Origin of the sequence: Tenuibacillus multivorans (assembly GCF_900103915.1) — a bacterium.
In the GTDB taxonomy this organism is placed as follows: Bacteria; Bacillota; Bacilli; order Bacillales; family Alkalibacillaceae; genus Tenuibacillus; species Tenuibacillus multivorans.
Map to the genome: position 1 here is coordinate 20,330 of NZ_FNIG01000006.1, position 18,323 is coordinate 38,652.

At 37.0% G+C, this 18,323-nt stretch carries 19 protein-coding genes; 14 read left to right on the plus strand and 5 right to left on the minus strand.

Translation table 11 applies throughout. From position 1 onward, the window contains the following. Positions 1-47: 47 nt before the first annotated feature. A complete protein-coding gene (locus BLP77_RS09865) occupies positions 48-2,162 on the minus strand; it encodes a catalase (protein WP_093856965.1) in 2,115 nt (704 codons plus the stop codon). Positions 2,163-2,339: 177 nt separating this feature from the next. Here BLP77_RS09865 and BLP77_RS09870 point away from each other — a divergent pair, with 177 nt between their 5' ends. The 6 genes from BLP77_RS09870 to BLP77_RS09890 all read left to right on the plus strand — a co-directional run bounded on the left by BLP77_RS09870 (position 2,340) and on the right by BLP77_RS09890 (position 4,873). Then, complete coding sequence (locus BLP77_RS09870) at positions 2,340-2,993, plus strand: hypothetical protein (protein ID WP_093856966.1); 654 nt, start codon at positions 2,340-2,342, stop codon at positions 2,991-2,993. A 5-nt stretch (positions 2,994-2,998) separates the two neighbouring features. Next, entirely contained in the window at positions 2,999-3,574 is a 576-nt protein-coding gene (locus tag BLP77_RS09875; RefSeq protein ID WP_245686853.1) for a redoxin domain-containing protein, read from the plus strand. A 56-nt stretch (positions 3,575-3,630) separates the two neighbouring features. Further along, positions 3,631-3,777, plus strand: coding sequence for an FbpB family small basic protein (locus BLP77_RS15650; RefSeq protein ID WP_143001425.1), 147 nt, complete (start codon positions 3,631-3,633; stop codon positions 3,775-3,777). A 51-nt stretch (positions 3,778-3,828) separates the two neighbouring features. Next, a complete protein-coding gene (tlp, locus tag BLP77_RS09880) occupies positions 3,829-4,050 on the plus strand; it encodes a small acid-soluble spore protein Tlp (protein ID WP_093856968.1) in 222 nt (73 codons plus the stop codon). A gap of 98 nt (positions 4,051-4,148) precedes the next feature. Continuing rightward, complete coding sequence (locus tag BLP77_RS09885) at positions 4,149-4,568, plus strand: acyl-CoA thioesterase (RefSeq protein ID WP_093856969.1); 420 nt, start codon at positions 4,149-4,151, stop codon at positions 4,566-4,568. A 5-nt stretch (positions 4,569-4,573) separates the two neighbouring features. Continuing rightward, complete coding sequence (locus tag BLP77_RS09890) at positions 4,574-4,873, plus strand: hypothetical protein (protein ID WP_093856970.1); 300 nt, start codon at positions 4,574-4,576, stop codon at positions 4,871-4,873. Between the two features lie 11 nt (positions 4,874-4,884). On the opposite strand, the gene yidD is transcribed toward BLP77_RS09890, so the two are convergent. The 4 genes from yidD to plsY all read right to left on the minus strand — a co-directional run bounded on the left by yidD (position 4,885) and on the right by plsY (position 7,999). Further along, a complete protein-coding gene (gene yidD / locus BLP77_RS09895; RefSeq protein WP_093856971.1) occupies positions 4,885-5,127 on the minus strand; it encodes a membrane protein insertion efficiency factor YidD in 243 nt (80 codons plus the stop codon). Between the two features lie 11 nt (positions 5,128-5,138). Next, complete coding sequence (gene folE2, locus BLP77_RS09900) at positions 5,139-6,059, minus strand: GTP cyclohydrolase FolE2 (protein ID WP_093856972.1); 921 nt, start codon at positions 6,057-6,059, stop codon at positions 5,139-5,141. Between the two features lie 91 nt (positions 6,060-6,150). After that, positions 6,151-7,323 (minus strand): CapA family protein, encoded by a 1,173-nt coding sequence (locus BLP77_RS09905; RefSeq protein WP_093856973.1) that lies wholly within the window; start codon positions 7,321-7,323, stop codon positions 6,151-6,153. A gap of 94 nt (positions 7,324-7,417) precedes the next feature. After that, entirely contained in the window at positions 7,418-7,999 is a 582-nt protein-coding gene (gene plsY / locus BLP77_RS09910; protein ID WP_093856974.1) for a glycerol-3-phosphate 1-O-acyltransferase PlsY, read from the minus strand. Between the two features lie 170 nt (positions 8,000-8,169). Between plsY and BLP77_RS09915 the strand changes: the two genes are divergently transcribed. The 8 genes from BLP77_RS09915 (at position 8,170) to BLP77_RS09950 (ending at position 18,307) form a co-directional block, all read left to right on the plus strand. Further along, positions 8,170-8,592: a CoA-binding protein gene (locus BLP77_RS09915; protein ID WP_093856975.1), complete on the plus strand. Its 423-nt coding sequence runs from the start codon at positions 8,170-8,172 to the stop codon at positions 8,590-8,592. A 101-nt stretch (positions 8,593-8,693) separates the two neighbouring features. Further along, the gene (gene parE, locus BLP77_RS09920) at positions 8,694-10,637 is read left to right on the plus strand and encodes a DNA topoisomerase IV subunit B (protein ID WP_371859590.1); all 1,944 of its coding nucleotides are present in this window, start codon (positions 8,694-8,696) and stop codon (positions 10,635-10,637) included. A 12-nt stretch (positions 10,638-10,649) separates the two neighbouring features. Continuing rightward, entirely contained in the window at positions 10,650-13,100 is a 2,451-nt protein-coding gene (gene parC / locus BLP77_RS09925; protein ID WP_093856977.1) for a DNA topoisomerase IV subunit A, read from the plus strand. Between the two features lie 102 nt (positions 13,101-13,202). Further along, on the plus strand, positions 13,203-13,826 hold the full coding sequence (locus BLP77_RS09930; protein ID WP_093856978.1) for a TetR/AcrR family transcriptional regulator: 624 nt from the start codon (positions 13,203-13,205) through the stop codon (positions 13,824-13,826). Between the two features lie 88 nt (positions 13,827-13,914). After that, the gene (locus BLP77_RS09935) at positions 13,915-15,057 is read left to right on the plus strand and encodes an acyl-CoA dehydrogenase family protein (protein ID WP_093856979.1); all 1,143 of its coding nucleotides are present in this window, start codon (positions 13,915-13,917) and stop codon (positions 15,055-15,057) included. Positions 15,058-15,081: 24 nt separating this feature from the next. Continuing rightward, positions 15,082-16,722, plus strand: coding sequence for an AMP-binding protein (locus BLP77_RS09940; protein ID WP_093856980.1), 1,641 nt, complete (start codon positions 15,082-15,084; stop codon positions 16,720-16,722). Between the two features lie 13 nt (positions 16,723-16,735). Next, complete coding sequence (locus BLP77_RS09945; RefSeq protein ID WP_093856981.1) at positions 16,736-18,082, plus strand: acetyl-CoA carboxylase biotin carboxylase subunit; 1,347 nt, start codon at positions 16,736-16,738, stop codon at positions 18,080-18,082. 12 nt (positions 18,083-18,094) lie between these two features. After that, a complete protein-coding gene (locus BLP77_RS09950) occupies positions 18,095-18,307 on the plus strand; it encodes an acetyl-CoA carboxylase biotin carboxyl carrier protein subunit (protein ID WP_093856982.1) in 213 nt (70 codons plus the stop codon). Positions 18,308-18,323 lie beyond the last annotated feature (16 nt).

The window sequence follows — 18,323 nt, forward strand, 5'->3', positions numbered from 1 at the left end:
CATTAAACGTTAATAAAAAGCACATCGCCGAATGGCGATGTGCTTTTTTAGGCTTGTTTTCGATCATGATTTTCTCTAGCCCAATGGCGATGCTGGGCAATGGCTTCAATAAATGCTTCATTAAAATCAGTCAGGTCATTCGTTTCATTTACCGTTACAACGCCTAGGTTGCTATAAACCTGACCATTATGATCATTGGTATAAGCTATATTATTAACGAGCGTCTTAGAAAGTAATTGTAAAGCATTATTTGTAGCTCCAATAGGTTTAGCATGTGCATAAGCATCATTGACAAAATCCAATGCCTCTTTATGAGATGTTATCATTTCAATATGTTGTCCACTAGGAATATATAAGGCATCATATAGAACCGAGTGGGTATTGGCATAATATTTATCAGGTTCAATCTGATCGCCTTCCATACTCGTTACGGTACTTAATGTTTTACTAACAATCTCAGTGTGGATACCTTGCTTTTGGAAAGCTACTTTAACTTGTTTTAATTCATTATAACTAAATCCTTCATCGATTAATATCATAACTTTACGTGTTTGCGGTGTTTTAACTGTATTTTCTTGACTTAAGGCAGGAGAAGTAGTTGTGATTTTAGGTGTTTCTTTTTTAGCAGGTGGCTCAACACCGATTCCTTTAGCAATTTCTCGTGCTAATGTTCCATCAACATGATTAAACATATTAACCACGCGTTGTCTGATTTTCTTATCCTTTACATTTCCAACCTCAAAATGGAAGGCTTTAATAATATGGCTTTTTTCAGATGTCGACATACTATTCCAAAATAACGTAGCTTGGCTAAAGTGGTCATTAAAGCTTTCACTGCGGTTACGAATTTTTCTACCATCAACTTTTTCTTGATAATGTTCAAAACCGCCCTCATCCCAGGAGGTAGGCATTGGAAAATTATTTCGCATGGAGTTAGCGAAATAGGACACTTTACCTTTATCAATCTGCATTCTGTGATAACCTTCGCGCTGATTATTATGAATGGGTACGATTGGTCTATTAATCGGTAATTCATGAAAATTAGGTCCGCCTAAACGTATGAGTTGTGTGTCGATATAGGAAAATAGCCTACCTTGAAGTAATGGGTCATTCGTAAAATCGATACCGGGTACGATATTTCCCATATGAAAAGCAGCCTGTTCTGTTTCAGTAAAGAAGTTATCTTGGTTTTTGTTTAATGTCATTTTACCGACAATTCTTACGGGTACTTGCTCTTCAGGCCAAATTTTAGTGGAGTCTAAAATATCAAAATCAAAATCGAATTCTTGTTCTTCCTCAATAATTTGAAGCCCGAGCTCGAATTCAGGGTAATCTCCATTGTTTATCGCGTCCCACAAATCTTGACGGTTAAAATCCGGATTCTTACCAGCTATTTTTTGAACTTCATCCCAAACTAATGAATGAACACCTAGTTTCGGCTTCCAATGGAATTTAACAAATCGAGCCTTTCCTTGATCATTAACTAGGCGGAAGGTATGTACACCAAAACCTTCCATCATTCTAAAGCTTCTAGGTAAAGCACGATCTGAAAGTAACCACATGATCATGTGCGCAGTTTCTTGATTGTTGGTAGTCCAATCCCAAAACGTATCATGGGCAGCCGTAGCCTGTGGAATATCATTATCTGGTTCAGGCTTAATGGCATGCACAACATCTGGGAACTTAATCGCATCTTGAATAAAAAATACTGGCATATTATTAGCCACCAAATCAAAATTTCCAGCATCTGTATAAAACTTTGTTGCAAAACCACGTACATCACGTACCGTATCAGCAGAGCCTCGTGACCCAACAACCGTCGAAAACCTAACAAAAACCGGTGTTTTGACAGAAGGATCTTGTAGGAAGCTTGCCTTAGTTAAATCAGTTAACGGCTCATAAACTTGAAAGTAACCATGAGCACCAAACCCCCTTGCATGAACGACACGTTCCGGAATACGTTCATTATCAAAATGCGTCATCTTTTCCCGGAAGTGGAAGTCTTCCATAATGGTTGGGCCTCGTTCACCAGCTTTTAGCGATTCTGAAGTATTCGATACTTTCATTCCTTGATTAGTGGTCAATTTTTTTCCTTCGTGGTCAACACGTGCATCTTCTAATTGCCTATCTTTTTCCGTTTGTTCATTTTCTCTGTTATCCATTCTTATATCCTCCTCGTTTAACATAATCCTAATAAAATCTACACACTAGTTTGTCTAAACAATAACCAATTATTCCACATTTTAACTGTTAACAAAGAATTCATTAATTTTTAAACAAATAAATATAAGAAAGGTTAATTATTTGATAAGATAAAGGCGTGAAGATAGGTGAGGGAATTGACAGATGTAATTGCTCTGGGTCCATTTAGTATATATGTGCCGCATTTACTATCAATTATGGCGATGTTGCTTACAGCATTATTCGGTATGACCATTGTAAAAAAACATCGCTTACTGGATTACAAAAAAGCATTTAATCTGATTGTTGATTATTGGATTATTTTATTAGTTACTTGGAAGGTTAGTTACTTTTTATATTACCCTGAAGCCCTGTTACAAAACCCTTTATCTGTTATTTATTTTAACGGTGGGGAATTAGGCATAGCACTTGGGGTCTTAAGTGTAGTCGTGTATATATATTATCAACATCAAAAACATCAGATTAAATGGTTTAATCAGAGCTTATTAGCTCTGTCGGCTGTAATCTTGTTTTGCGGGATAAGCAAGCTGATCGATTTTATTTACATCCCAACTTTATTAAATCTATTGGAAGGCTTATCTTATCTAGGTTTAATATACTTTTTATTGATTACAAAAAGTTTTCAAACATTTTATACACAAATGAGCTTATTACGGTGGTTATTAATCGTATGGGTTATTTTTAGAGTTTTTAATGACGCCATTCAGCTCTATTTTAGCTGGTTATTACTAGCTCTAATAGTAGCGTCTGTGACCATTGTATTAGAATCGATTTTTTCTCGAAAGGAGTAAATATGATGCTGTGGAAAAGACTCATAGCGCTTGGAATTATTCTGTCTCTAATCAGTATTATTGTTTTTAATACAATGACTGCAGAGGAGGATCAGGCTGAGAGAGATGGTGCAGTATTTGTGACACCAGAAGGTTCAGATGTCGATACGAGTGGCATTAAAGTTGGAGAAGTTGCGCCAAATTTCAAACTCACCACATTAGATGGTGAAACGGTTCAATTAAGTGATTTTAGAGGTAAAAAAGTGTTTATCAACTTCTGGGCAACCTGGTGTGCGCCTTGTAAAGCTGAAATGCCACATATGCAAGATTTTTACGAACAGTACAGTGACGAGGTAGAGGTAATAGCTGTTAACGCGACCGGACAGGAACGAAATAAAAATGATGTTGAAACGTTTGTAAAAGATTACGGTTTAACTTTTCCGATCCCATTAGATGAAACGACTGAAGTGACCGCAATGTATCAAGCCGTAAGCTTTCCGACTACTTTCTTTATTAATACAGAAGGTGATGTCCAGCTTCAACGTAAAGTTGGTCCGATGACCTTTGAAGAAATGGAGAAGAAGATGAATCAGCTTGATTAATATGTATATTTTACCAGCTTAATGGTCATCCTTATAGTAAAAAGGAGACGATTAGGTTGCGTAAAAAAGACTATTTAACATTTCAAGCTTTAATAGAAAACGAAAAGGAAAAAATTATGAAGAATCCAGATGAGATGGAGAAGATTTATGACAGGTTAGACGAACGACTAAGTGTCATAAAAAATACTGAAAAACATGCATAGGTCACAAAATCCTTCACAAAATAAAATCAAAATGTGAAGGAGTGAAGTAAGTTGACTAAGCATAATCAACCCAAACCAGACGATCGCTCGGATAATGTAGAAAAGTTACAAGATAACATCCAAAATACCATTGAAAATATGGAGGAAGCTGAGGCGTCAATGGAAACCGCTTCAGAAGAACAGAAGCAGGCTATTCAACAGAAAAATGAGAGAAGACGAGAATCAATTAAAGGTATGCGTGAAGAAGCAAGTGACGAAGCGCATGATCATTAAGAAAAGTTGGCGGTAAGCCAACTTTTTCTTCGTTAAAGACTTACTATGTTAAAATAATAATGTATTTTGTATCATTTTGAATAAGGGAGAGTTACATCGTGACGATCAATGAGACAGAAGTTAAAGTAAGATATCAAGAAACAGACCAAATGGGTGTAGTCTATCATGCGAATTATATCGTATGGTTTGAAATAGGACGAACCCACCTTATCGAACAGTTAGGTTTCAACTATGCAGATATGGAAGCTGAAGGCATTGTTTCACCCGTCATTGATATTAATGCCAAGTATAAAAAGCCACTTCGATACGGTCAGACTGCTACTGTTAGGACATGGATTGATCATTATGACGGTTTCCGAGTGGTTTATGGCTATGAAGTATATACTGAGGATGAACAATTAGCTGTAACAGGAAGCTCATCACATGTTTGTGTCAAAAAATCGAATTTCAGACCAATATCGATTAAAAAACATTTTCCAAACTGGGATGAAGCTTATATTAAGGCTATGGAGGATTAATACATATGGCTTTTGGTTTAAAGCGTGAAGAGCTGAGGGCATGGAAGGAGAAAGTGGAACGTGGAGAAATAGCCTTTATCACTCATTACTGGTTAGATGATCGGTTTCCAAATATGAAGACCGTCACAAAAGTTGGCTGTCAGGACCTTGATAAATTAATTCAATGGGGTAAAAAATACGGTTTAAAACCGAAGTGGGTTCACCATGATAAAAAATATCCACACTATGATTTAATCGGCTCATTCCAGGTAGATATTTTAAAGGCAGAAGGAAAATTAAATCAGTTAGAGCGATTCAAAAAATGAGGCAGCCCGAATTATTGGGCTGCCTCATTTTTTGATTTCTTTTTTTCTGGAACTGGATCAAAACCACCAGGATGGAATGGGTGGCATTTTAGCACTCGTTTGACGGTTAAATATAACCCTTTAAACAGACCAAAACGTTGCAAAGCTTCTAGTCCATAAGCTGAACACGTCGGCTGAAACCGGCAAGTTGGCCCTGTTAATGGCGAAATAAACTTTTGATAAAATTTAATTAAATAAATAAAAATATATTTCATGGTACATCACACTATTCTTCACGTTTATCAAACGTAATGGAAGCAATAGCATCATGTAAATGGATTGATTCCTCATTGATACATTTAACATGAAATTGCTTAACCATATCTAGTTCATATAAATCACTTGCAATTAACCGAACCATATCCTCGACAAATCGTGGGTTTTCATAGGCTTGTTCGGTTACCATTTTTTCATCAGGTCTTTTTAACACAGGATGAATTCGTGCACTAGCATTAGATTCCGCTGCTTCTAACAATAATTCTTTCCAATCCTGCTTGTCTTCATCAAATTCTGGATCTAAAGTGATTTCAATCACTACATTGCCACGTTGGTTATGAGCACTATATTCGCTAATCTCCTTAGAGCAAGGACATAAGGTTGTAATTTTAGCTTTTAAACCGACCTTGATATCATAACCATTTTCATGATGATATTTAACCTTTAACCAAGCATCGGCATGGTTCATTCCAATATTTCCTGTATAAGGTGCTTTTCTCTGATAGAACCATGGGAATTCAACTGTGAGTTCCGCATCTTTTTGTTTTAAGCGTTCTTGTAAATCTTTGGTGAATTTTTTCATAGTTTCTATATCAACGCGAAAGCCTTTATTATAATAGGCCTGCAGTTGTTCTGTAAAACGGCTCATATTCGTACCTTTTGAACCTTGTGAAATCGTAGATGCAAAGTAGAAGGTACCAATGGTTGTTTGTTCCTTTGGTTCGACATGGCTTGGAACAACGATTGGGTGTTTCACATTTGAAACCCCAACAGCATCTAATTCAAATAAAAAGTCTTTTTTTGTATTTTGTAAATCAGCCATTTTATCTTTATCTTGTGGTTTTGTACGAGGGCCAGGCTCGACAGAACCAAACAATTTATGTCGTTCCTCTTTTGGCGGTAATTGTTTCTTCGAATTAGTCTCGTTCATATCTATGACTCCTTTCAACTAGAGCAAGTATCTATCACGATACACAGATTAAGTATACATGAATAAAAAGAAGTATTTCAATTTATTGAACTTATTCTAAATAAGGGACAACTTCAACAGAATCCGTAAAAGTTTTAATTAATTCTTCTGTTTGTTCAAACCATTTTTTCGAATTCGCTAATTGATATTCGTTAACTTCTACTAATGGCATAATGCTATAATCACTAAAATTTTGATATTGGTTATAGGTTGGCATCATTTTGGCATTTGATACCTTATGGGTAATCTTATTATTTTCGTGTATCGTTTTCGTTAATTCTATTTGCATAATAGAACCGATCAGTCGCTCCGTTCCAATTTGACCTGAAAGAAAGTTTCCTAATGAATAGGCGACAAAACTCTCCTGTCCGTCATCAGAAGCAATCCAGTCCACAGGCTGCAGGACATGAGGATGATGGCCAATGATGACATCTGCACCATGACTCGATAATAATTCTGCTAAATACACTTGTTCATCGTTCGGGAGTGGTTGGTATTCATTGCCGAAATGCATACTAACAACGATAAAATCAGTTTTGGGATTTATGACTTCGATATCTTGTAAAATTTGCTCCTCATCGATTAAATTGACTAAATACTCCTTACCGGTCGGGACAGGAAGACCATTTGTGCCATACGTATAAGATAGGAATCCGACAGCAATTCCCTTTTTCTCGATAACACGCGGTTTATTTTGGTCGTCTGGGCTTTGATAGGCCCCAACATATTGAATACCAATTTCATTTAGATAATTTGTAGCATTTAATATGGCTTGTTCGCCACGATCAAGTGTATGATTATTAGCCATGCTGACAATATCAACCCCTACATTCTTCAACGTATCAGCTAATTGTTGAGGTGAATTAAATCGCGGGTAAGAGGATAGGCCGATTTCAGTTCCACCTAGTATTGTTTCTTGATTGGCAATTGTGATGTCAGCGTTATTTAAATAGTACTTAATATTTTCAAAGATCGGATTAAAATCAAAGCCAGACTGAGTCCTTGCATCATTATAGATCGAGTTATGAATTAACAAATCCCCAATAGCGTTTAAGGTGATGGTCGATTCAAAGTATTTAGGCTCCGATAAATGATCTACCTCAATCCGGGGACTATTTTTCATGTTATTCGCAGCACTTTCATCATCATTGAACATGATAAAAGTAAAAATTAATACAAATGTAAATGAAAATACAATAAATGCAACAACGGACGACTTTTTCATATGAGACACCTTTCTTACATAAGAGATTACTTATTATGTATTTTTGTATACACTATATCAAAAAAGAGAGTCCTAACTTAACGGGGACTCTCATCTACAACCAATTTATTTTAGGTTCTGATTTATTCTTGATACGACGTATATTTGTACGATGTCGATAAATCACAAAGCTTGCTAATAATACTGTAACAATAATCAGGCCTAAATCTTGCATGATGACAGATACAATGACAGCGATAATCCCTGTTAACATCGAAGCTAACGATACATATTTAGAGAGTTTTAAGAAACCAAAAAACGATAATATAAGTATAGCAAATAATAATGGACTAACACCTAATAAAACCCCACCAGATGTAGCAACTGCTTTACCACCACGGAATTTTGCAAATAAAGGGTAGGTATGTCCTAAAACGGCAAAAGCCCCAACAATAAGTGGTTCAAGAGATGGTGCCAAAAGACGTACGATTACAATGGCAGCTGTTCCTTTCAAGATATCCATTATCGTAACCATTAAGCCGGCTTTTACTCCAAGCACTCGGAAAGTATTTGTACCTCCTAAATTACCACTCCCATGTTCTCGTATATCGATTCGATAAAAAAGTTTACCAATGATTAACGCAGATGGAATAGAACCTAATAAATAAGCGATGATAGCAAAAATGATATATTCCATATTGTTTGATCCTCCACAAGGTTTATTAGCTTATTATATTCTAACAAATGATTAGTCAATAAAGAAGAAGAATTTTAAGTTTTAGCAGCGCGCGAAAAGTCATCAATTGAGAATTTATTCAAAAAAAGCTATGCTATTGACAAGAGCACTCTTAAAGGAGGACGGTTTTGATGCAAAATCCAAATAATGAAGAATTAAAAGATTTATTGGAAAATACTAAAACGATTGCTGTCGTTGGGTTGTCTGATAATCCAAGTCGAACAAGCTATCAAATCTCAAAAATCATGCAAGATCAAGGTTATAAAATTATACCGGTAAATCCTAATGTCAATGAAGTTTTAGGAGAAAAAGCTTATGATTCACTAAAGAATGTTGAGGAATCAATCGATATAGTTAATGTGTTTAGAAGATCAGAGTTTTTAATGGATGTCGCACAGGATGCTATTGAAACAGATTGCAAAGTATTCTGGGCTCAACTAGGTGTTTCTGATGAAAAAGCCTATGAACTCTTGAAAGAACACGATTTTACCGTCATAATGGATTTATGTATTAAGGTCGTGCATTCGGTGACAATAGGGAATCGAAACGGTTAGTTTGAGGAAATCTCTGTTTTTGAACAGGGATTTTCTTCACTTATAACGAATGATTTAAAAAGAAATAATCCTATGAGAAAGGGGTCGTACGATTGGCTCAAATCAATCAAGCTTATAATGATGATTCAATTCAAGTATTAGAAGGATTAGATGCAGTTAGGAAGCGGCCTGGTATGTATATCGGGAGTACTGACCATCGCGGCTTGCATCATTTAGTCTATGAAATAGTGGATAATGCGGTCGATGAGGCTTTAGCCGGTCACGGTGATAAAATTCATGTCACCATACATAAAGACGAGTCAATCACCGTAAAAGATGAAGGAAGAGGAATGCCTACTGGATTACATAAAACAGGAAAGCCAACTCCTGAAGTCATTTTTACGGTCTTACACGCAGGTGGTAAATTTGGTCAAGGTGGTTACAAAACAAGTGGTGGTCTCCACGGTGTAGGGGCATCAGTTGTTAACGCATTGTCTGAATGGTTAGAAGTTATCATCTGCCGTGATGGCACCAAACATTATCAACGATTTGAAAATGGTGGTAACCCGGTAACTGGTCTTGAAAACAAGGGCAACACAAATAAATCAGGAACCAACATACGATTTAAACCAGATCCATCGATTTTCTCAAATATAAATTATCAATTTGAGATTTTATCAGAACGATTACGGGAAGCCGCATTCTTATTAAAAGGTATCGAGATTATTTTAAAAGATGAAAGGCATGGCCATGAAGAATCCTATCAATATCCGGATGGGCTTGAATCGTTTGTCGCTTATTTAAACGAAGAGAAGGATGGCCTTCACCACGTTATTTCCTTTGAAGGGGAACAAAAAGGAATCGAATTAGACTTCGCATTCCAATACAATGATGGCTATTCGGAAAGTATTCTATCGTTTGTTAATAATGTGCGTACAAAAGATGGTGGGACTCATGAATCAGGGGCTAAAACAGCTATCACCCGAGCCTTCAATGATTATGCTAGAAAGATGCAATTGTTGAAGGAAAAGGATAAAAATCTAGACGGTAATGACATTCGTGAAGGTTTTACAGCGGTTATTTCTACACGTATTCCAGAACAATTGCTGCAATTTGAAGGACAAACGAAGAGTAAGCTAGGTTCTCCTGAAGCTAGAAGTGTGGTTGAAAGCATAGTTTCCGAGCAACTAGCATACTTTCTTGAAGAAAATCCAGATGTCTCGAAAATGCTGATTAAAAAAGCAGTTAGTGCCAGAGACGCAAGAGAGGCGGCTCGAAAAGCTAGGGAAGATGCTCGAAATGGCAAGAAACGAAAAAAGAAAGATTCCATTCTAAGCGGAAAGTTAACACCAGCTCAATCTAAAAATCCTCAAAAAAATGAATTATTTTTAGTCGAGGGGGATTCAGCTGGAGGTTCAGCGAAACAAGGGCGAGACCGTCGTTTTCAAGCTATTCTTCCTTTACGTGGTAAAGTTATTAATACCGAAAAAGCTAAAATAGATGATATTTTCAAAAACGAAGAGATTGCGACGATTGTGCATACCATCAATGCTGGGATTGGCGCGGACTTTAATCTAGAAGATGCTCAATATGATAAAGTCATTATTATGACAGATGCTGATACTGATGGTGCACATATTCAAGTTCTATTATTAACTTTCTTTTACCGTTACATGAGACAATTAATCGAACAAGGCCGAGTATATATTGCCCTACCACCTTTATTTAAAGTGTCAAAAGGAAAAGGCAAAAAGCTTAAAGAGGATTATGCTTGGGACGAAGGTGAAATGCAAAAACTCCTAAAAGAATATAAAAGTGGTTATACCATTCAACGCTATAAAGGTCTTGGTGAAATGAATGCTGATCAGTTATGGGAGACGACCATGGACCCTGAAACGAGAACATTAATCCGTGTCACCATTGAAGATGTTGCTCGTGCAGAGCGTCGAGTAACCACTCTCATGGGGGATAAAGTTGAACCAAGGCGTAAATGGATTGAAACGAATGTTGCCTTTGGTATGGAGGAAGACGATACCATTTTAGACAATGAAAGATTGCATAGCTAGGAGGAAGGTACGTTGGCAGAACAAGCGAAATATTTAGATTTACCATTAGAAGAAGTCATTGGTGACCGATTTGGTCGTTATAGTAAATACATCATTCAAGATCGTGCCCTACCAGATGCACGTGATGGGCTTAAACCAGTACAGCGACGTATTTTATATGCAATGCATCAAGAACGTAATACTCATGACAAACCGTTTCGTAAATCGGCAAAAACGGTTGGGACGGTTATAGGGAATTACCATCCGCATGGGGATTCGTCTGTTTATGAAGCCTTAGTGCGTATGAGTCAAACTTGGAAAGTACGACAAGAATTAGTCGAAATGCATGGTAATAACGGTAGTATCGATGGAGATCCCCCTGCTGCTATGCGTTATACGGAAGCGCGTCTTTCAGGTATTGCATCTGAACTATTAAGAGATATTGAAAAGGATACTCTTGAATTTATTCCTAACTTTGATGATACGGATTTTGAAGCCGTCGTTTTACCTGCCAAATTCCCAAACCTTTTAGTGAATGGTTCGACAGGTATATCTTCAGGTTATGCAACAGATATTCCACCCCATAATCTATCAGAAGTGATCGATACGATAATTAAAAGAATTGAAAAACCTACTTCGGATATCGATGAATTAATGAAGACGTTGCCTGGCCCTGATTTTCCTACTGGTGGTATCATCCAAGGTGCTGATGGTATTAAAAAAGCCTATGAATCAGGTAGAGGGAAAATCGTTATTCGTGGTTTAGCAGAGATTGAACCCATTCGTGGTGGCAAAGAACAAATCGTCATTACGGAGCTACCTTTTGAGGTAAATAAAGCTAATTTAGTTAAGAAGATGGATGAGCTTCGCATTGAGAGGAAAGTTGAAGGTATTTCAGAAGTACGAGATGAAACAGATCGTACCGGTTTAAGAATTGTTATAGAATTAAAGAAAGATGCTGATAGTACAGGTGTTTTAAACTACTTATATAAAAATACAGATTTACAAATCTCCTATAATTTCAATATGGTTGCAATCGCGAATAAAACACCCCAGCTGATGAACTTAACTCAAATGCTGGATGCTTACATTGAACATCAGCGAGATGTTGTCGAACGACAAACGAAATTTGATCTTAAAAAAGCTAAAGATCGAGCACATATAGTTAAGGGACTAATCTATGCGATTTCAATTTTAGATGACCTCATTGCGACGATTCGATCTTCTAATGATAAAAAACATGCTAAAGAACAGCTTATGGAAAAATATGATTTTAGCGAGAAACAAGCGGAGGCAATTGTAACTTTACAGCTTTATCGCTTAACGAATACCGACATAACGGAATTAGAAAAAGAAGCTGAAGAATTAAAGAAAAGTATAGACGAATTATCTGCCATTCTAGATGATGAAAAAAAGCTTCTACAAGTTATTAAGAAAGATTTAAAAAAAGTTAAGAAAACTTATCAAACAGAACGAAGAACTCAAATTCAATCGGAAATTGAGGACATTAAAATTAATCTTGAAGTGATGGTTCCATCTGAAGATGTCGTGGTTTCAGTCACCAAAGAAGGCTATGTTAAACGAACGAGTATCCGTTCTTACAGCGCTTCTAATATAGACGATTTGCAAAAGAAAGATGACGACCGGCTACTTCATTTAATGGAGATCAACACGACAGATACCTTATTGTTGTTTACCAATAAAGGCCAATATTTATTTTTACCAGTGCACGAACTACCAGATATCAAGTGGAAAGACATGGGGCAGCACATCGCTAATATCATACCAGTCGACCGTGATGAAAAGATTATCAAAGCAATGCCAGTCCGTGATTTCAATGAAGAAAACTATGTCTTATCGATTACGAAAAACGGAATGATTAAAAAATCCGAGTTAAAATCATATCAGGTACAGCGATACTCAAAACCAATGACGGCCATAAAACTTAAAAATGATGATGAAGTTGTCAATGTTCATTTAACCAATGGACATCAAGATATTTTCTTAGCTTCCGATACGGGATACGGGTTATGGTTCCATGAAGATGAGTTAAAATCAGTTGGGATTAAAACAGCTGGCGTAATATCAATGAAGTTAAAAGATGGCGAACACGTTGTGAACGGTGAGGTCTTTGATGACATGCAGTCACCTTCACTGTTTGTTGTGACACAACGCGGTGCGTGTAAGCGAATGAGTATTTCCGAATTTGAACAAAACTCACGAGCTAAACGAGGTTTAATTATGCTTCGTGAATTAAAACGAAGTCCTCACCGGATAGTTGGGTTTCATCTCGTCAATGATGATGCTTCCATTTTACTTGAGACGGAACAAGGTACGATCAAACAAGTTTTACCGCTTGAATTTAGGGAAAGTGACCGTTACAGTAATGGATCCTTTGTGATTGATACGGATGAAAAAGGAGAAGTCATACAAACTCAGGTTGAACCTATTTATCAAAAACATTTTGAGGAAATTGATTCTTAACTTATTCGATAGCGAGGCGTACCCTCGCTATTTTTTTACACAAAAGTTATTTGATATTTAAAAAAATTGTGATAAGATATTATCAAAAGATAGGAGGGAGCTATGTCGGAATTACGCGAAAAAATTATTGAAACTTCTTTACAATTATTCTCTGAAAGAGGTTTTCACGGTGTAACGGTTAACGACATCGTTGAACATTGCAAGACATCTAAAGGTGGCTTTTACCATCACTTCAAATCAAAAGATGAATTACTATATGTCATTCATGATACATTTATATCATACGTATTAAATGAAGCAAATAGAGCAAAAAAGCGTTATGACAGACCGATTTTCCAGCTCCACGAAATGTTGAAATCGCTCGTACGTGTTTATGATTTATACAATGAACATATTGTCGTGTTTAATCAAGAGAACAAATATTTAAAACAAGAATATGAAGTACTCATTAAACGTAAACGTGATGACTATAAAGAAATTTTAAAAGAAGTGATCCAAGAAGGCCAAGAATTGAATGACATAAGAAAGGAATTACCAACGACGATTACCAGTATGTCAGTATTAGGGATGGTTAACTGGACGTATCAATGGTATAAAAAAGATGGACCCAAAACAATTGACCAAATCGCATCTACTTACATAGACATCATTTTTAAAGGGTTATTAACAGAAGAGGCACTAGAAGAATATGAAAGGTCTAAATTATCAAAAGAATTGGTTTTTTAGATTTTTATTTAATCGCTTGTCGAAAGCGTTTTCATTTCGTCCAAAACAGACCAACTAGTCGGTCTATAATATAAGGGGGATGACAAAGATGAATTTTGAACTAACAAAAGAACAGGAAATGATTAAAAAAATGGTTCGGGATTTTGCAGATGAAAAAATCGCACCACGTGCCATTGATATTGATGTGAATGCTGATTTTCCTGAAGATATTTTTAAGGAAATGGGTGAGCTTGGGTTATTAGGCATTCCTTTCCCTGAAGAAGATGGTGGTTCCGGTGGTGATACAGTTTCATATGCTTTAGCTGCTGAAGAAATTGCCCGCGTTTGTGGAAGTACAGGGTTAAGCTATGCTGCAGCCATATCATTAGGTGCGAGCCCAGTCTATTATTTCGGTACAGTAGAACAAAAAGATAAATTTTTGAAACCGCTTGCAGAAGGTAAAGCGTTAGGTTCCTTTGGTTTAACTGAACCAAATGCCGGATCTGATGCAGGAGGAACTAAAACAACAGCGAAATTAGAAGGTAATGACTATGTGATTAATGGTGAAAAATGTTTTATTACCAATGCATCCTACGCACAGCAAATTATTGTTACAGCTGTAACAGGTAAAGATGACCGTGGTAAAAATATCATTTCGGCGATCATCGTGCCAACTGATGCAGATGGTCTAACCATCACCGATAACTACGACAAAATGGGTGTACGCGGGTCGAACACTGCCGAAATTGTATTAGAGGATGTTCGCGTACCGAAGGAGAATTTATTAGGTGACCCAGATCAAGGTTTTAAACAATTTCTACACACATTAGATGGTGGAAGAATTTCTATTGCCGCACTAGGTGTAGGGATTGCTCAAGCTTCCCTTGATAAGGCATTAGCTTATGCTAAAGAACGTAAGCAATTTGGTCAGTCTATATCTAAATTTCAAGCCATACAATTTAAATTAGCGGATATGGCAATGGAAGTTGAATTAGCTCGTAATATGGTATTAAAAGCAGCCTGGTTAAAAGACCAAGGTAAAAATTTCACTAAAGAAGCAGCGTACGCTAAACTATTCGCTTCTGAAACAGCATCACGTTCCGCGAATCAAGCCATTCAAATTCACGGTGGCTATGGTTATATGCGCGAGTATGAGGTGGAACGTTATTTAAGAGATGCTAAATTACTAGAAATCGGTGAAGGGACTTCTGAGGTTCAGCGCTTGGTTATTGCTAGACAATTGGGTTGCTAATCATAAATAGGGAGGTATTCATGTATGGCATTACTAGATTTGACGATTGGAGAATTATTGGAAAGGAAGGTGAAAGAGCACCCAGACCATGAAGCTGTTGTATACCCCGAAAGAGGCATACGCTGGTCTTATCGAGAGTTCGATCAGCAGGTTAACCAGGCGGCAAAAGGCTTTATGGCTTTAGGAATTGAAAAAGGTGATCACGTTGCCATTTGGTCGGATAACAAACCCGAATGGGTAACATCACAATTCGCATCGGGAAAAATGGGTGCTGTTCTAGTAACGGTAAACACTAGCTATCAAGTGCAGGAGCTTGAGTATTTGTTACAGCAATCAGATGCCACAACCCTAATTCTTGCCGAAACATTTAAAGGCACTTCCTATCTAGATATTTTATATGAAGTCATTCCAGAATTAGAAACGAGTAAAAAAGGTGAATTACAATCTAGTAAACTTCCTAAATTAAAAAATATCGTCGTCTTAAGTGAAAAGCAATACCCGGGCTGTTATAACTGGAATGATCTAATTCAGCTAGGTGAACGTGTGACAGATCAAGAATTAGACGAACGACATAAGACATTAAACTATAGAGATGTCATTAACATGCAGTACACATCAGGTACAACTGGTTTTCCAAAAGGCGTTATGCTCTCCCACTATAATATTGTCAACAATGGAAATCTGGTGGCGGATTGTATAGAATTGACAAAATCAGATCGCTTATGTATTCCAGTTCCATTTTTCCATTGTTTCGGCTGTGTTATGGGTACTTTAGCTACAGTGGCTAAAGGGGCAACGATGGTGATCATTGAACAATTTGATCCAGAAAAAGTATTAGAAGCTGTTGACCGTGAAAAATGCACAGCATTACATGGTGTACCAACGATGTTTATTGCTGAACTTAATCACCCTAATTTTGACCAATATGATTTATCACATTTACGTACAGGGATTATGGCCGGCTCCAATTGCCCAATGGAAGTTATGAAATCTGTGATGGATAAAATGGGTATTTCAGAAATTACGATTGCATATGGCCAAACCGAATCTTCACCCGTTATTACCCAAACCCGTACGGATGATCCAATTGAATTACGCGTTAAAAGCGTAGGAAAAGCGCATCCAAACGTAGAAGTTAAAATCATTCATCCTGGTACCGACGATGAAGTACCTCCTAACACACCAGGCGAATTATGCACGCGTGGTTACCTCGTCATGGAAGGCTATTATAATAATGAGGAAGCAACCCAGGCAGCTATTGACAACGAAGGCTGGTTGCACACAGGGGATATTGCAGTTATGGACGAAAATGGCTACGTTGAAGTAACGGGACGCATGAAAGACATGGTGATACGTGGCGGTGAAAATATTTATCCACGTGAAATAGAAGAGTTCTTATATACACACCCAGATATTTTAGATGTTCAAGTCATCGGCATACCTGATCCAAAATATGGCGAGGAATTAATGGCTTGGATCATCACTAAAAAACAATCAAAACTAACAGCTGATGAAGTTCGTGAATTTTGTAAAGGAAAAATCGCCTATTATAAAATTCCGAAGTACGTTGAATTTACGGATGAATACCCAATGACAGCTAGCGGTAAAATACAAAAATTCAAATTAAGAGAAAAAGCAAAAGAACTCATCGTGCAAAACAAATAATAGGGGAGATTCCATGTTTAAATCAGTATTAATTGCTAACCGTGGCGAAATTGCTAGACGCGTTATTAAAACATGTAAACGGTTAAACATTAGAACCATTGCTGTTTATTCTGAAGCAGATGAACCTTCACTACATGTGAAAGAGGCTGATGAAAGTTATTTAATCGGCCCGGCTCGTGTTAACGAAAGCTATTTAAATATCGATAAAATTATTGAAGTCGCTAAAGAGAGTCAAGCTGAAGCAATTCATCCAGGCTATGGCCTATTAAGTGAAAACATAGATTTTGCTAAACGTTGTCAGGAAGAAGGGATCACCTTTATTGGGCCTGATTCAGATGCGATAGACCAAATGGGTAGTAAATTAATGGCTAGAAAAACGATGGAAAATGCGGGTGTACCAATTATTCCAGGAACTAATGATCCCATTCCGACAGCGGAAGAAGCAAAGGTATTTGCCAATCAAATTGGTTATCCGATCATGCTTAAAGCGTCTCATGGTGGTGGCGGTATTGGCATGCAAATTGTAAACAATGATGAAGAGGTAGTCAAAGCATTCGAAAGTAATGCCCATCGTGCTAAACAATTTTTCGGTGATGGCACCATGTTTATTGAAAAGGTGATCGAGAATGCCCACCATGTTGAAATCCAATTATTAGCAGACCAACATGGAAACGTACTGCATTTATTCGATCGCGAGTGTTCCATTCAACGTCGTCACCAAAAAGTGATAGAAGAAGCGCCATCGCCATTATTAACAGAAGAAACTAGACAGCAGATGGCAGATGCAGCGGTAAAAGCCGCGAAAGCAATCCATTATAAAAATGCCGGAACCATTGAATTTTTAGTCGATGAAAATCAAAACTTTTATTTCTTAGAAATGAATACTCGATTACAGGTTGAACATCCAGTAACAGAAGAGATTACCGGAATTGACCTCGTTGAACAGCAATTAAAGGTAGCTTATGGTGAAGAATTAAGCCTTAAGCAAAATGATTTATCGATTCAAGGGCACGCAATCGAAGCCCGAATTTATGCGGAAGATCCTAAAACATTTTTCCCTTCACCGGGGACGATTACAGAATTACAGCTTCCAGAAGATGTTTTTATTCGACATGACATCGCGATTGAATCCAATTATCAGATTACACCTTATTACGACCCAATGATTGCCAAATTGATCGTAAAAGGTGATACTAGAGAGGAAGCAGTTGTTAATCTTAAGAACGCATTAAATGATTATAAAGTTGAAGGCATTAAGACAAACCTTCCATTATTAAGAGATATTGTCGACATTCAAGCCTTTAAAGATGGACATACGCGTACATCATTTATAAATGAATTCATTTTAATTAACCAATAGGAGGAATCAATCATGAAAGAAGTAGTTGCAAACATGGCAGGAAACGTATGGAAAGTCGTTGTAAATGAAGGAGATCAAGTGGACAGTGGGCAAGATGTTGTTATTTTAGAATCCATGAAAATGGAAATCCCAATTGCGGCTGAAGCAGCTGGAAGCGTTAAAGAGTTAAAAGTTAATGAGGGCGACTTTGTTAATGAGGGAGACGTTATCGCGATTATCGAATAAATAATCTATCTGTTTA